Genomic DNA, 14833 nt, shown 5'->3' with positions numbered 1-14833 from the left:
ACCCGATGAACGATCCGCGCAATATCACCCTCTCCGGCGTTCCCGAAGGCTTTGATGCCCGCGCCATCCTTGATGAAATCGCCAAGGGCGGCCAGCCGGTGGCCCATGTGGCGCGCGATGACAAGCGGATGGCCGCGATGCAGGCCGCCCTGCGGTTTTACGCGCCTGATATGCCGGTCTTCACCTTCCCAAGTTGGGATTGCCTGCCCTATGACCGCGTATCGCCCAATGCTGATATCTCTGCGCAGCGCATGGCGACTTTGGCGGCGCTGGTGCATGGGATGCCGGATCAGTTTGTCCTGCTGACGACGCTGAATGCTGCGAGCCAGCGTATCCCCGCGCGGGACACATTGCGCGATGCGGCTTTTGCGGCGCGGGTTGGTAGCCGTATTGATGAAAAAGCCCTGCGTCATTTTCTAGTGCGGATGGGTTTTGTGCAAAGCCCCACGGTGATGGAACCCGGCGACTATGCCGTGCGGGGTGGCATCATCGACATCTACCCACCGGGCGACCTAGGCCCGGTACGGCTCGATCTTTTCGGCGATGTGCTCGACGGGGCGCGGCGCTTTGATCCGGCGACGCAGCGGACAACGGAAAAGCTTGATCTGGTCGAACTGGCCCCGGTCAGCGAAGTGATTTTGGACGACGCGGCAATCACCCGCTTCCGGCAGAACTACCGCATCGAATTTGGCGCGGCAGGTACCGATGATCCGCTGTATGAAGCGATCAGCGCCGGGCGCAAACATCAGGGTGCGGAGCATTGGCTGGCGTTCTTCCACGACAATTTAGAGACGCTGTTTGATTACCTGCCCAAGGCCACGATCACGCTAGACGATCAATTGACGCCCATGCGCCTCACGCGGTGGGATACGATTGCCGACCAGTATGAGACGCGGCAACTGGCGATGAAGACGCGGTCTAAGATGGACAGCGTCTATAAACCTGCGCCGCCCGAAGGGCTCTATCTGACCGATGACGCTTGGGAAGCAGCGCTGGTTGGGCGTCGGGTGATCCAATTCAACCCATTGCCGCAGCCGACAGGACCGGGCGTCTTAGACGCAGGGGCACGGATCGGGCGCAACTTTGCCCCCGAGCGTCAGCAGGAATCTATCAGCCTTTTCGGCGCTTTGGCGTCTCATATTAAAGCAAAGCTTGAAGTTGGTCCGGTCCTGATCGCCAGCTATTCTGACGGCGCGCGGGAACGTCTGACGGGGCTGATCGAAGACGAAGGTCTGGCCGAAGCAATCCCGGTGACAGATGCCACGCGGATCGGCAAACGCGGGCTTCATTTGGCTGTCTGGGCGCTGGAGCACGGCTTTGAAGCGCCGAGTATGACGGTGATCTCTGAGCAGGATGTGCTGGGTGATCGGCTGATCCGCGCGCCGAAACGCAAGCGCCGGGCCGAGAATTTCTTAACCGAGGCGCAAAGCCTCAGCCCCGGCGATCTGGTGGTTCATGTGGACCACGGTATTGGGCGCTATCATGGCATGGAGGTGGTGACCGCTGCAGGCGCTGCCCATGAATGCCTCGTTCTGGAATATGCCGAACAGTCAAAGCTTTATCTGCCTGTAGAGAACATTGAACTGCTGTCGCGTTACGGCCATGATGAAGGGCTTTTGGACAAGCTCGGCGGTGGCGCGTGGCAGTCGAAAAAGGCTAAACTCAAAGAGCGCATCCGCGAGATGGCCGACAAGCTTATCCGCATTGCCGCCGAACGCGCGCTGCGCAAAGCGCCGGTGCTCGACCCGCCTCCGGGCATGTGGGACGCATTCTCGGCCCGCTTCCCTTATACCGAAACCGACGACCAGTTGCGCGCCATTGGCGACGTGGTGGATGACCTGACCAGCGGTAACCCGATGGACCGTCTGATCTGCGGCGATGTGGGCTTTGGCAAAACCGAAGTCGCTATGCGCGCGGCATTTGTCGCGGCGATGTCGGGCGTGCAGGTGGCGGTGATTGCGCCGACAACGCTGCTGGCGCGGCAGCACTACAAAAGCTTTGCCGAACGCTTCCGCGGTTTTCCGATTGAGGTGCGCCAACTGAGCCGTTTCGTCTCGGCCAAGGAGGCGACGGCGACGCGCGAGGGTATGGCCAAAGGCACGGTGGATATCGTTATTGGCACCCATGCGCTGCTGGCAAAGGGCATTCGGTTCAAGGATCTTGGTCTGTTGGTGATCGACGAAGAACAGCATTTCGGGGTGAGCCACAAGGAACGGCTTAAGTCCCTGCGGACCGACATCCATGTGCTGACCCTGACCGCCACTCCGATTCCGCGCACCTTGCAGTTGTCGCTGACCGGCGTGCGCGATTTGTCGGTTATCGGCACGCCGCCCGTCGACCGTCTGTCGATCCGCACCTATGTGAGCGAGTTCGACGCGGTGACGATCCGCGAGGCGCTTTTGCGTGAGCATTACCGGGGCGGGCAGAGTTTCTACGTCGTGCCCCGTCTCAGCGACCTGCGCGAGATCGAGGATTTCTTGCAGACGCAGTTGCCAGAGCTTTCCTATGTGGTCGCCCACGGGCAGATGGCACCGGGCGAGTTGGATGATCGGATGAACGCCTTCTACGATGGCAAATTCGACGTTCTATTGGCGACGACGATTGTCGAATCAGGGCTCGATATCCCGACTGCCAACACGATGGTCGTGCACCGTGCCGATATGTTCGGTCTGGCGCAGCTTTATCAAATCCGGGGCCGCGTTGGCCGCTCGAAAACCCGCGCTTATGCGTACCTCACGACCAAGCCGCGCGCCAAGCTGACGGATACGGCCCAGAAACGTTTGCGGGTGCTGGGCAGCCTCGACACGCTCGGTGCGGGCTTTACGCTGGCGTCCCAGGACCTTGATATTCGCGGGGCGGGCAACCTCTTGGGCGAAGAGCAGTCGGGCCAGATGCGCGACGTGGGGTTTGAGCTGTACCAGTCGATGCTGGAAGAGGCGATTGCCAAGATCCGGGCGGGTGAGATGGAGGGCCTCAGCGAGGCCGATGAGCAATGGGCACCGCAGATCAACCTTGGCGTGCCGGTGCTGATCCCCGAGGATTATGTGCCTGATCTGGATGTGCGCTTGGGTCTCTACCGCCGTCTCAGCGAGCTGTCGACCAAGGTGGAGCTTGAAGGCTTTGCCGCGGAGTTGATCGACCGGTTCGGGAAACTGCCGAAAGAGGTTAACACGCTGATGCTGGTGGTGCGGATCAAGGCGATGTGCAAACGCGCCGGGATCGCTAAACTTGATGGCGGGCCCAAAGGCGCGACGATCCAGTTCCACAATGACAAATTCGCGTCGCCGGAGGGGCTGGTGCAGTTCATTCAGGATCAGCGCGGGCTGGCCAAAGTGAAAGACAACAAGATCGTCGTACGCCGCGATTGGAAGTCGGATGCGGACAAGATCAAAGGCGCCTTTGCCATCGCGCGTGATCTTGCCGAACATGTGATCGCCAAGGAAAAGCTTGCGAAGAAGGCCAAAGCCAAGGGCTAAACCCCTAAGGGGCGGCGGTTATTCCGCCGCCGCCGGAAGCCGGTTTTCGACCCGGCCCATGTAAAGCATCAAACCATAGGCCACGACCGCCATGCAAAGCATGGCCAAAGCCAGCGGTTTGGTGGTGCCGTCAAACATCAGCCCAACCGGTGAGGCAATGAGGGCGGCCAAAACGGTAGAAATCGCCCCTACGACCGACGCGGCCATGCCCGCAATATGGCCCATCGGTTCCATTGCGATGGCGTTGAGGTTGCCCAGCGTCAGGCCCGCCTGGAAAAACAAGCAGGTCTGGAAAAACACAAAGGCGGCAAAGCCGTAAGGGTCGGGCAGGGCGCCGAGGTTTGCGAAATACATCACCCCCGACAGGATGATCTGCACGCCAAGTGCGATGGTCACCAGCCGGCGCATGCCATAGCGCACGACCAGCAGCGCATTGATCAGGCTGGCGCTGGCCGCCACCACGGCAATGCCGCCAAACCACAGTGGGAAGCTATCGCCCCGGCCATAGACGCTGTCATAGATCGGCTGGACCAGCATCAGCATCGAAAACAGCATCGCTAGGGCCAAAGACTGCACAATGATCGACAGGCGCACCGAAGGGTGGGTCAACAACTCGCGCACAGCGGCAGTGATAAGTCGCGCCCGCAATGGACGGCGGTTTTCGCGCGGCAGGGTTTCAGGCAGGCGCAGACCCATCCAAACCACAGATATGATAGAGAAAACCATAAAGGCGATGAAAATAGTGCGCCAACCGGCGGTAAGGATGATCCCGGCGCCCAGCATCGGCGCGAGCGCTGGCACCAGCGCAAAGACCATCATCACGATCGACATAATTCGCGCCATCTCCCGCCCTTCAAAGAGGTCGCGGATGATCGCCACGGCCACCACGCGGGGGCCAGAGGCACCGAGCCCTTGAAAGACCCGCGCCACCAGCATGACTTCGAGCGAATTGCTCATCCAAGCCAAAAAGGCCGATAGCGAATAAAGCGCCGCACCGCCGAAGACCACATTGCGGCGGCCAAAGGCGTCGGACAATGGCCCGCTAAAGAAGGTGCCAAGACCCATGCCCAGCACGAAGGCCGTCAGGATCAACGGCGCCCGATGCGCGAGCTCTGGGGAAAGTTCTGCAGCGATCTCTGGCAAGGCAGGCAGCATCGCGTCGATGGAAAAGGCGATCGTGGCGAACATCATCGCGATCAGACCGATGAATTCGATCCGACCCATGGCGAATTTTGGGTTTTCAGTGGTCACACGGCGCTCCGGCGGTTGATCCTCGCGGACAGGTCAACGCGGGGGGCTTTGGGGAATAACTAGTGGTTGCGCTCTCGATAATCGAGAACGCTTAACTTGGCAATGATTGCCGCCCGGTTTAGCCCTGCTGCTTGGTCAGATCAGCAATGACCTGCGCCCATAGCTCAGGCGGCTGCGCGCCGGGCACGGCATGGGCATTGGCGATGATGAAAGTCGGGACCGAGTTCACGCCCATCTGCCGGCTGTGCGCATCGCGGTCGCGGATGTCTTGCGTATCAACATCGGATTTCAGCAAACGGGTGACAACGGCGGCGTCCATCTCGATACCATCGGCGATGTCGGCCAACACCTCGGCATCGCCGATGTCGCGGGCATCTACAAAATAGGCTTTGAACAGCGCAGAAACGGCAGCGGTCTGGCGGCCTTCAATGCCAGCCCAATGGATCAAGCGATGGGCATCCAGCGTGTTCGGCGTGCGTTGCATTGCCTCGAAGTTGATGTTCAGCCCGGCTTTTTCAGCATGTTCCACCACAGGCGCATAGGCTTTCACTGCGCCTTCTTTGCCGCCAAACTTGCCTTCGAGATACGCACGGCGATCCATGCCTTCGCGCGGCATGTCGGGGTTCAGCTGGAACGGGTGCCATTCGATGGCGAAAGGATGATTGGGATGATCCTGCAATGCGCGGTCCAGATGCGCCTTGCCGATATAACACCACGGACAGATCGGGTCTGACATGATATCGAGTTTGATCGCTTCGGCCATGATACATCCCATCTATTGCTGCGTGTCGGGCATAGCGGGCTGTGGCGCGTATCGCAAGGCGGGCGGGCGTTGCAAGCGTTAGGGGGCGCGTTTATAGCAGGTCCATGACAGACACGCCGCCCCGTTCCATGATCCAAATCGCACGCGAAAGCGGCGCGAGCGAGACCGCGCCGCCGGTCGACCTTGGCGCACGGGTGCGCGAATTACGTAAAGCGCGAAACTGGACGTTGGAACAAGCTGCGCGGCAGGCCGGGCTGGCACGCTCCACGCTCAGCAAGATCGAAAACGGGCTGATGTCGCCGACCTATGACGCGCTGAAGAAGCTTGCGGTGGGGTTGGAGATCACGGTGCCGCAGCTGTTCACGCCACCTGCCGGTGAGAAGATTACCGGCCGCATGGCCGTCACCCGCGCCGAAGAGGGCGCGGCCAAGGCCACAGGCACCTATGAACATGTCTTGCTGGCCGATGCGCTGCGCAAAAAGCAGATGCTGCCTTACCGCGCCCGCATCCGCGCACGCCGGATGGAAGAATTCGACGGCTGGGTGCGCCATGACGGCGAAGAATTTCTCTATGTGCTGACCGGCATGGTGCGCCTGTTTACCGAGTTTTACGAACCCGTCGACATGCGCCGCGGTGATAGCGCCTATTACGACGCTACCATGGGGCATAATGTGGTGTCGCTTAGCGACGAGGATGCGACGATCCTTTGGGTGACCTCACTGGTCTGAGGTCTCTGCCGGTTTCCACCACCAGACTTCGGGCATGAAGTTCGGCCCGTCGCCGTAGAGCGGAATTTCGTCCGGATAGGCCATCCGCGCATCATGGGCGATCAGCCCCTCATCGAATTGCCAAAAGGGAATGACATAGCGCCCCGCTGTCAGGATACGGTCCAGCGCACGTGTGGCAGCGACAAAGTCAGCGCTTTCGCGGGCCTGCAACATCTGATCAATCATCGCATCTACTGCGGGAGAACGAACCCCCATGAGGTTGCGCGTGCCGGGTTGATCTGCGGCCTCTGACCCCCAATAAAAGCGCTGCTCTGTGCCGGGACTGAGCGAAAGGGAGCGGCGGAAGAAGGTCATGTCGAAGTCGTATTCATTTTGCCGCGCTACGAATTGCGCGTCATCGACCGTTTCGATCTGCGCCGTGATCCCAAGCCGCTTTAGCGACTGCGTGTAAAGCTCTGCAATCGCTAGGTTTTCACGGCTGCCCTTGGACAGAAGAATGGTGAAGGTCAGCGGCGTGCCATCGGCGCGATGCATCATGCCGCCTTCGGCCTTATAGCCTGCCGCGTCAAGTTGTTGCATCGCCGCACGAATGCCCGAGCGGTTGCGGACCGAACCGTCGGCCACGGGCAGTGTATAGCCATCCACGGTGCCCGGCGGCAGTGTGTCGGTGTAGTCGGCCAGCAGATCAAAGACGCGGCCCGTCGCGGGGCCGGGGCGCATGGCAAGCTCGGAGTTCGAGAAATATGAAGTAATCCGGGGCAGGGCGCCGCCTGTGAGCGTCTCGTTTATATACTCAAAGTTAAAAGCCGAGATCAGTGCGTCGCGCACCCGCCAATCGTCAAAAGGCGCGCGGCGGGCGTTCATGACAAAGCCGGTCATGCCCGAGGGTTTGCTGTGTGGGAAGGTGGATTTCACCACCTCGCCACGCGCGATGGCGGGGAAGTTGTATTGCGTGGCCCAGGTCTCGGCATTGAATTCGCGCACGGCTGAGATTTGGCCCGCCTTGAACGCTTCGAACAACACATTGGCATCGCCGTAGAAGTCGATTTTGACTTCGTCGTAGTTATGCGTGCCTTGGCGGAATGGCACATCAGCGCCCCAGTAGTCGGGGTTGCGTGTTAGGGTGACGTGGCGGCCTGCCTGATAGTCGCTGATGACATAGGGGCCGGTGCCCAGCGGGAACTCGGCCAAGGGGGCGTTGGCGAAGTCCTGACCTTCCCATTGCGCTTTGCTGAGAATAGGGCGCATCCCGGCCAGCAGGGCAAGCTCACGATTATCGCTGTTAAAGGTCATGCGCAGGCTGCGCGGGCCGGTTTTCTCAATGGTATCAATCTGTTGGCGGAGTCCGTGGTAGCGCGGGTGACCTTCACTTCCCAAAAGCTCGAAAGAAAAAATGACATCTTCAACAGTCACCGGGCTGCCATCGGAGAACCGCGCTTCTTCGCGCAGGGTGAACTCAACCCATGAGCGGTCGTCGGGCACCTCGATGGTTTCGGCCAGCAGGCCGTAGAGGGCAAATGGCTCATCCCATGAGCGCCCCATCAAGGTCTCATGGGTGAAATGCGGCAACTGCCAAGGTGCTGTGCCTTTGCGCACGAAGGGGTTGAGGCTGTCGAATCCCCCCGTATTGCCCAAAACGATCGCACCGCCTTTGGGCGCGTCGGCGTTCACATAGGGCAGGGCGCTGAAATCCGAGGGCAGATCAGGTTCCCCGTACATACTGATTCCATGTTGAGGGGCCGCCAGAGCGGTGCCCGTGAGCAGAATCAGTGAAGAAAGGGCCGCAACGCCCCGTGCTGTCGAGAAAAAATCCCTGCTCAATTTTGAAACAATCACGTTCTGCCCTTATTTTGTTGGAGTTAATCCATACCCGCGGATTCCCGCCTTATCAAACTTTTAGCTTGGATTGTGACCATAGAAGGCGTATACAGAGATCACTGCTCGATAGGTTTCTTGCCTGTATGAAACCTGCCTCAATAACTTACGCCCGCCTCGTGCGGGCGTTTTTTTTTGGCCGGAGCCTCTCCAGTTTATTCGCTTGCCGCTTTCGCGTGCAAACCCTTTCCCTTTGGCCCGATCGCAGTACATGATGCAGTCGCAGCATGAACAAGGAGACGCGCCATGGCTTTCACCATCGACCTGTCCGGCAAAACAGCCGTCATCACCGGATCGAATTCTGGAATCGGACTGGGCATCGCCTGGGAACTGGCGCGGGCCGGGGCCGATATCGTGTTGAACTCATTTACCGACGACGAAGCGGATCACGCGCTGGCGCAGCAGATGGCGGAGGAATGCAACGTAACGGCCCGGTACATCAAGGCCGATATGTCCAAGGGGGATGAGTGTCGGCGTTTGATCGCCGAAGCCGGGACTTGCGATATTCTGGTGAACAACGCAGGCATCCAGCATGTGGCCCCAATCCCCGATTTCCCGGCCGAGAAATGGGACGCGATCATTGCGATTAATCTCTCATCGGCCTTTCACACCACCGCAGTAGCGCTGCCGATGATGCGCAAAGCGGGCTGGGGCCGGGTCATCAACATCGCCTCGGCGCACGGTCTGACGGCTTCGCCCTATAAATCCGCCTATATCGCCGCGAAACATGGGATTGTCGGTCTTAGCAAGACCACGGCGCTGGAAACGGCGAAGGAGCCGATTACCTGCAACGCGATCTGCCCCGGCTATGTACTGACCCCGATTGTCGAAAAACAGATTCCCGACACGATGAAGGAATACGACATGTCGCGCGAAGAGGTTATTGAGCAGGTCATGCTCACACGCCAGCCGTCGCGCGAGTTTGCAACCGTTGAGCAGATGGGCGGCACAGCCACTTTCCTGTGCTCTGATGCGGCGGCCCAGATCACCGGCACGACGATCAGCGTCGATGGCGGCTGGACGGCGTTGTAAGCGCTGTGGTGGTCAAAAAACGCATTAACCTAGCCCTCCAAGGGGGCGGCGCGCATGGCGCTTTCACTTGGGGGGTGTTGGACCGGCTGTTGCAGCAGGATGATCTGGAAATCTGCGGCATCTCTGGCACCTCTGCCGGGGCGCTGAATGGTGCTGCGCTGAAATCTGGCATGATCTCAGGCGGGCGCGAAGGCGCAAGGGAGAACCTTGATTGGCTGTGGACGCAGGTCTCGGGCATCTCTGATCTGCGGCTCTCGCATTGGCTGGCGCCGTTTGGTTTGGATAAGCTCAGTCAAGCGATGGAATACTCGCTGCCGGTGGCGTTTTCGGATTCTCTGACACGGATGATTTCGCCCTATGCCTATGGGCCATTCTACCGAAATCCGCTTGAGGATGTCGTGGCGCGCTTTGACTATGGTAAGGTGGGGGCGAACACACCGCCGTTCTTCTTTGTTTGTGCCACGCGGGTTCGCAATGGCAAGATCAGGGTGTTTGAAGGCGATGAGATTGGGCCCGATGCGCTTTTGGCCTCGGCCTGTCTACCGACCGTCTTTAAGGCCGTTGAAATCGACGATGCTCAGACCGGCCGGCGCGAGGCGTTTTGGGACGGCGGCTATACCGGCAATCCGGCGCTGTTCCCGCTGTTTCGCGATGACTTGCCCGAAGACGTCGTTGTGGTGAATATCAATCCGTTAGAACGCGAAGACTTGCCAACAACACCGCAACAGATCCAGAACCGGATCAACGAAATCAGCTTTAACTCCAGCCTGTTACGCGAGATGCGCGCGATTGATTTCGTGCAGCGTCTGATTGCGGATGGCACTTTGCCCGAAGGTCGGATGAAGCGGGTTCACATGCATATGATCGCCGACGACGCGCTGATGGCGCAGCTTTCGGTGGCGACCAAGATGCTGCCGAACCCGGCGATCATCAAAGCACTGCGTGAGGCTGGTGTAGCGGCTGCGGAAAGGTTCCTGACAGATCACTTTGACGACCTGAACCAGCGCAGCAGCGTCGATCTACCTGCGATGTTCAGCTGAGCTTTCGGGGTCAGACAACGCCAACGCCTCGGGCAAGTCAGCACCGGGGCGCGGCGGATAGACCAGCCCGGCGGAGATCACCAGCTTCGCCGCGTCCTCTACGCTCATATCGAGCTCGATCACATCGGCACGGGGGACGAACAGCAAGAACCCCGAGGTCGGGTTGGGCGTGGTCGGCAGGAAAACTGAAAGCATCTCGCCATTCGCATTGGTGCGGGCCAAAACTTCGCCCTTGGCCTCGGTCGAGATGAAACCAAGCGCCCAGATGCCGCGCCGAGGGTATTCGATCAGACAGGCTGTCTCAAAACTACGTTCGGACTGGGCAAAGATCGTCTCGGAAATTTGTTTGATACCGGAGTAGATGGTTCGCACCACGGGCGTACGCTCCACCAGACTTTCGGCAAAGCGGATCATCGAGCGGCCGATCAGCCCCTTGGCGGCCCAGCCGACCATGATTGTGAAGATCAAGAAGATCACCACACCGAGTCCGCGGATGTTAATTTGCATCGACGGGTCGAGGCCAAGGAAGTCTTGGATCAGGCGATCAGGGTGATAGGCTTTAGGAACCAGTGGCAGCACGAAGCCGTCGATCCAGCCCACGACGCTCCAGATCAGCCAAATGGTCAGCCCAACGGGCGCGATCACGACCAACCCGGTCAAGAAGGACGCCCGCAGCCTCGCGACAAGGCTGCGCCGGACCTGCGTTGGGTCGGGATCGAAAGGTGTGTTCATCTGCGCCGTTTTCCGAAGAGTTATTCGCAACATAGCTAAGGCGTATGCCCCGGCCCGGCAATGGCTCGACGGTGTTTTTCCCTTTAACGCGGCAGGTTGACGAGGTTTGCCGCAATCTTGGCCCCCAGTCGGGCGTTGTTGCGCACCAATGCGATATTGGCAGTAAGCGAGCGGCCCTCGGTCAACTCAAAGATGCGCTGGAGCAGAAAGGGGGTCACACCTTTGCCGCTGACACCCTGCGCATCGGCCTCGGACTGCGCTTGTGCGATGATCGGCGCGAGTTCGGCGGCTGGGATCTCTTCGTCCGCTGGGATCGGATTGGCAACGAGCTGACCGCCGGGCAGGCCCATGGCGGCGCGGGTGCGGTGGGCTTTGGCGATCGCGGCGGCGTTATCCAGACGCAGCGGCGATTGCAGCGCGGAGCCTGCGCTCCAGAAAGCGGGGAAGCTGTCTTGGCCCACGGTGATGACTGGCACGCCTTGGGTTTCGAGCACTTCCAGCGTTTTTGGCACGTCGAGAATGGCTTTGGCGCCCGCGGCGATCACGGTAACGGGGGTTTGCGACAGTTCCATCAGGTCGGCGGAGATGTCAAAGCTGTCTTCCGCGCCTTTGTGAACGCCGCCAATGCCGCCTGTGGCAAAGACTTCGATGCCCGCAAGATTGGCGGCGATCATGGTGGCGGCGACGGTGGTCGCCCCTGTGCCGCCCGAAGCGATGCAGACGGCCATATCCGCACGCGACAGTTTCGCAACGTCTTTGGCCTGCGCCAGATCGCTCAACTGGTCATCGTCTAGACCAATGTGCAATGCGCCACGGATCACGGCGATGGTTGCTGGGACAGCGCCTGCGTCACGTATATCCTGCTCGACCTGCCGCGCCACTTCGAGGTTTTGCGGATAGGGCATGCCATGGGTGATGATGGTGCTTTCCAGCGCCACGATAGGTGCGCCGCTTGCGCGGGCCTTGGCCACTTCGGCGCTAAAGGTCAGGGGCAGGGTGCTGGGCGCGGTGGTCATATCTTGGTCTCTCCGGAAACATAGAGGGCGGCGGCGTCGAGCGCGGCCTTGAGGGCGGATTGCGCAACGGCACCGCCAAGTTCGGCAGCCACATGGGCCGCCATGAATGTATCGCCTGCGCCCGTCACGCGGGCCACATGGACCGATGGCGGGGTGAGCGTGATGATATCATCGCCTTCGCCGACGGTGGCCGGGTTGCCGCCATCTGTCACCACGGCACGGCGCGCGCCCCGGGCCAGCAGGGCGCGGGCGGCGGCGGGGGAATCGTCAAAACTCGCCTGACAGAGCAGCCCGGCTTCTTCGAGGTTGACGTAAAGCGTGCCACGTCCGGCTTGCAAAAATGGGCTAAGGCGAAGTGCCTTCCCGGGTGAGGCGGGGGCGACGCGCAGGTCAGCCTCAGCCAACAGCGGGCTTTGCGCCATGCGGGCGAGCAATTCGACGGTCAGGTTCCCATCGAGCGCCACGGCCCCTTTGTAGGGCGCGGGCAGACTGCCATCCTCCAACGGGCGCAAAATCTTGTCGCCTGCGGCCTCCAGCGAATGGGCATCGGCAATCGCCGCGATCAATCCGTTAGACCCTTCGACGGCCATATAGCGGTCGGTCGGCAGATCATCAGAGCGGTAGACATAATCGGTATTCAGCCCACGCAGCGTGCAAGCGGCGATCAACTCGTCGCCTTCCGCATCGCGCCCTACGGCGGACAGCAGCGCCGGGGTCAGCCCAAAGCGCGCCAGCGCCATGCCGATGTTCAACGCCACACCGCCCGGCAGGCGGGTGATGCGCCCCGGCATGTCAGAGCCTTGGCGCATGGCGTTTTCAGAGCGGCCAATCACGTCCCACAGGACGGAGCCGATGCACAGGATGTCAGGTGTTCTGGTCATGCGGCGCTTCTAGCCGCCAAGCCTCCCCGCGCGCAAGCGGCCTTATTGCGGCACTTTGAACGTCAAGGCCGCCCAGAGCGTCTCCCATACCGGTTGATCGGGAGTGTAGCCTGCGCCAATCTTCGCTTCGGCCGCCGGACGCAGCACCACTGCGTCTAAAAGGTATTCATGGCCGGCTGTTACTGGAATCACCGCTTCGCCAGCCGCATCGGTGCTGTGCAGTGAAATGGTAACACTGTCATCGGGCGCGCGGTCAAAGACTTCGACCTGCGCATCGGCGCGCGGTTCGTCCTGATAAAGCAGCCGGACCTTCATCTGGTTGTCAAAATTCGCGTCATAGGGGTTGGTCAGGGCGACAAATTCGGTGGCCATGCCGGTCGCTGCGTCTTGCCCGGTGCCTGTGCCAGTAGCGATCAATGTTTTGACGTGGCGCGTATAGGTCTCAATGATTTTTTCCTGCGACCAGCCATTGGCGGTGTGATCGGCCTCTGCTTCCGGGAAATCCTTGTGTTCTGCAAAGGAAAGGAACTTCTCCCATTCCTCATAAGTCACTTTGGAGGGCGTCGTTTCGGCGACCACGACGACCAGCGCATCCTTGCCCGGCGCGGGGATCTGCAAGGCCGGGTTATCTCCGGCACGCGGGGAGAGGTTATAGGCCTGTCCCTCCATCACGACTTCAAAACGCGTGAGGCGATTGGGTAGGTAGGGAAAGGTCGCGCCGACAAACTCTTCGCCATTGCGGAAATGCGCTGCGATCTTTTCGCCGCTTTCCACTTGATAGTTCAGAGGCGACAGCCAGTATTCATGGGCAAATGCCGGTGCTACCGGTAAGACACTGAAAATAATAGCGGACAACTGGGACATTTTCATGCGAAGTACTTTCTTTTGGTTAAGATCCAAGCTGGCGTTGCTATGGCTTTTGTCAAGCGCGATCCTTTTTTCAATGGGCGTTGCGGTGCAGGCCCATGAGGTCAAACCCACGATTGCGGACCTGACGGTCACCGAAGGCCGCGCGGTATTGGAGCTTCAGATCAACTTTGAAGCGCTGCTCGCGGGGATTGATCTCGACAGTATTGAAGACACCGACAATGCCGAGAATGCAGGCGATTATGACGCGCTGCGCAGCCTGCCAGCCGAGCGTATCGCCGCCCGCGCGCCCGAGCTTTTGCCCGACTGGAACAGCCTTCCGTTGCTGAGCGTGGACGGAGAGGCCGTGGCGCTGGAGAGCGTATCGGTCGACGTACCCAATGGGATCGACGCAGAGCTGCCGCGCGATAGCATCTGGCGGCTGGAAGCAGAGGTGCCTGATGGGGCCGCGCGCGTGCAGATCACATGGCCCGAGGGGGCAGGCGCGTTGGTCTTGCGCCAACAGGGGGTTGAAGAGCCTTATACTGGTTATTTGGCCGGCGGCGAAGCCAGCCCCGAGATCGTTCTTTCCGGGGGCGATGCGCAAAGCGGGTTGCAGGCTTTTGTCAGCTATATTCCAGTCGGCTTTGACCACATCCTGCCCAAAGGACTGGATCACATCCTCTTTGTTTTAGGGCTATTCTTCCTCTCGTCACACCTGAGACCGCTGATCTGGCAGGTCTCGGCCTTTACCTTGGCGCATACGGTGACGCTGGCGCTCGGGGCGATGGGCTGGGTGAATGTCCCCGGCGCGATCGTCGAGCCGCTGATTGCGGCGTCGATCACCTACGTTGCGGTTGAGAATATCTTTCACTCAGGTCTGAACCGCTGGCGCCCGCTAGTGATTTTTGGGTTCGGTCTGCTGCACGGGCTTGGCTTTGCCTCGGTGCTGGGGGATTTCGGCCTGCCCGCGGGGCAGTTCGTGCCCGCGCTCATCGGCTTTAACATCGGTGTGGAACTGGGCCAGCTTGCGGTGATCGCCATCGCCTTTGTGCTCGTCGGCTGGGCGATGAAACGCGACTGGTATCGCCGCGCCATTGCGGTGCCCGCCTCCTGCATGATCGCGGCGGTGGGGGCCTATTGGTTCGTTGAGCGGGTGTTTCTGTAAGCGAGCGGGCAGCCCTTAACCGGGC

General features: G+C 60.3%; 12 protein-coding genes. 5 read left to right on the top strand and 7 right to left on the bottom strand.

Annotated elements, in window-relative coordinates; all coding sequences use genetic code 11:
- Positions 1-5 precede the first annotated feature (5 nt).
- Positions 6-3476 (top strand): transcription-repair coupling factor, encoded by a 3471-nt coding sequence (gene mfd / locus WNY61_RS03615; RefSeq protein WP_342850090.1) that lies wholly within the window; start codon positions 6-8, stop codon positions 3474-3476.
- Between the two features lie 18 nt (positions 3477-3494).
- Here the strand turns inward: mfd and WNY61_RS03610 are convergent, their stop codons facing one another.
- Together WNY61_RS03610 and WNY61_RS03605 are read right to left on the bottom strand one after the other, a co-directional pair.
- A complete protein-coding gene (locus WNY61_RS03610; RefSeq protein ID WP_342850572.1) occupies positions 3495-4700 on the bottom strand; it encodes a multidrug effflux MFS transporter in 1206 nt (401 codons plus the stop codon).
- A 145-nt stretch (positions 4701-4845) separates the two neighbouring features.
- Complete coding sequence (locus WNY61_RS03605; RefSeq protein ID WP_342850089.1) at positions 4846-5490, bottom strand: DsbA family oxidoreductase; 645 nt, start codon at positions 5488-5490, stop codon at positions 4846-4848.
- Positions 5491-5594: 104 nt separating this feature from the next.
- Here WNY61_RS03605 and WNY61_RS03600 point away from each other — a divergent pair, with 104 nt between their 5' ends.
- A complete protein-coding gene (locus tag WNY61_RS03600; RefSeq protein WP_007119543.1) occupies positions 5595-6218 on the top strand; it encodes an XRE family transcriptional regulator in 624 nt (207 codons plus the stop codon).
- Here WNY61_RS03600 and WNY61_RS03595 read toward each other — a convergent pair.
- Positions 6207-7937, bottom strand: a complete 1731-nt coding sequence (locus tag WNY61_RS03595; protein ID WP_342850088.1) for an extracellular solute-binding protein — start codon at positions 7935-7937, stop codon at positions 6207-6209. The genes WNY61_RS03600 and WNY61_RS03595 overlap by 12 nt on opposite strands.
- 402 nt (positions 7938-8339) lie before the next feature.
- Between WNY61_RS03595 and WNY61_RS03590 the strand changes: the two genes are divergently transcribed.
- Together WNY61_RS03590 and WNY61_RS03585 are read left to right on the top strand one after the other, a co-directional pair.
- Positions 8340-9125, top strand: coding sequence for a 3-hydroxybutyrate dehydrogenase (locus WNY61_RS03590; protein ID WP_342850087.1), 786 nt, complete (start codon positions 8340-8342; stop codon positions 9123-9125).
- 8 nt (positions 9126-9133) lie between these two features.
- Positions 9134-10165: a patatin-like phospholipase family protein gene (locus WNY61_RS03585; protein WP_342850086.1), complete on the top strand. Its 1032-nt coding sequence runs from the start codon at positions 9134-9136 to the stop codon at positions 10163-10165.
- On the opposite strand, the gene WNY61_RS03580 is transcribed toward WNY61_RS03585, so the two are convergent.
- The 4 genes from WNY61_RS03580 to WNY61_RS03565 form a co-directional block, all read right to left on the bottom strand.
- A complete protein-coding gene (locus tag WNY61_RS03580; protein ID WP_342850085.1) occupies positions 10145-10897 on the bottom strand; it encodes a DUF502 domain-containing protein in 753 nt (250 codons plus the stop codon). The two genes, WNY61_RS03585 and WNY61_RS03580, sit on opposite strands and share 21 nt — an antisense overlap.
- Positions 10898-10980: 83 nt before the next feature.
- On the bottom strand, positions 10981-11913 hold the full coding sequence (locus tag WNY61_RS03575) for a pseudouridine-5'-phosphate glycosidase (protein ID WP_342850084.1): 933 nt from the start codon (positions 11911-11913) through the stop codon (positions 10981-10983).
- Entirely contained in the window at positions 11910-12794 is an 885-nt protein-coding gene (locus WNY61_RS03570) for a PfkB family carbohydrate kinase (protein WP_342850083.1), read from the bottom strand. Before WNY61_RS03570 ends, WNY61_RS03575 begins: the two co-directional genes overlap by 4 nt.
- 42 nt (positions 12795-12836) lie before the next feature.
- Positions 12837-13664, bottom strand: a complete 828-nt coding sequence (locus WNY61_RS03565) for a DUF4198 domain-containing protein (protein WP_342850082.1) — start codon at positions 13662-13664, stop codon at positions 12837-12839.
- On the opposite strand from WNY61_RS03565, the gene WNY61_RS03560 reads away from it, so the two are divergent.
- Positions 13663-14808 (top strand): HupE/UreJ family protein, encoded by a 1146-nt coding sequence (locus WNY61_RS03560; protein ID WP_342850081.1) that lies wholly within the window; start codon positions 13663-13665, stop codon positions 14806-14808. The two genes, WNY61_RS03565 and WNY61_RS03560, sit on opposite strands and share 2 nt — an antisense overlap.
- Positions 14809-14833: the final 25 nt, after the last annotated feature.

It is taken from the genome of Sulfitobacter sp. AS92 (genome assembly GCF_038900015.1).
Taxonomy (GTDB): domain Bacteria; phylum Pseudomonadota; class Alphaproteobacteria; order Rhodobacterales; family Rhodobacteraceae; genus Sulfitobacter.
Note: the sequence above shows the minus strand (reverse complement) of the source record. Positions and strands in the feature narration are given on the sequence as shown.

Excerpts from the sequence above, each read along its gene's own strand:
- WNY61_RS03610 (WP_342850572.1), bottom strand. The coding sequence starts at position 4,700 with ATGGGTCGGATCGAATTCATCGGTCTGATCGCGATGATGTTCGCCACG.
- WNY61_RS03605 (WP_342850089.1), bottom strand. The coding sequence starts at position 5,490 with ATGGCCGAAGCGATCAAACTCGATATCATGTCAGACCCGATCTGTCCG.
- WNY61_RS03575 (WP_342850084.1), bottom strand. The coding sequence starts at position 11,913 with ATGACCACCGCGCCCAGCACCCTGCCCCTGACCTTTAGCGCCGAAGTG.
- WNY61_RS03560 (WP_342850081.1), top strand. The coding sequence starts at position 13,663 with ATGCGAAGTACTTTCTTTTGGTTAAGATCCAAGCTGGCGTTGCTATGG.
- WNY61_RS03580 (WP_342850085.1), bottom strand. The coding sequence starts at position 10,897 with ATGAACACACCTTTCGATCCCGACCCAACGCAGGTCCGGCGCAGCCTT.
- WNY61_RS03590 (WP_342850087.1), top strand. The coding sequence starts at position 8,340 with ATGGCTTTCACCATCGACCTGTCCGGCAAAACAGCCGTCATCACCGGA.
- WNY61_RS03595 (WP_342850088.1), bottom strand. The coding sequence starts at position 7,937 with ATGTACGGGGAACCTGATCTGCCCTCGGATTTCAGCGCCCTGCCCTAT.
- WNY61_RS03570 (WP_342850083.1), bottom strand. The coding sequence starts at position 12,794 with ATGACCAGAACACCTGACATCCTGTGCATCGGCTCCGTCCTGTGGGAC.
- WNY61_RS03565 (WP_342850082.1), bottom strand. The coding sequence starts at position 13,664 with ATGAAAATGTCCCAGTTGTCCGCTATTATTTTCAGTGTCTTACCGGTA.
- WNY61_RS03600 (WP_007119543.1), top strand. The coding sequence starts at position 5,595 with ATGACAGACACGCCGCCCCGTTCCATGATCCAAATCGCACGCGAAAGC.
- mfd (WP_342850090.1), top strand. The coding sequence starts at position 6 with ATGAACGATCCGCGCAATATCACCCTCTCCGGCGTTCCCGAAGGCTTT.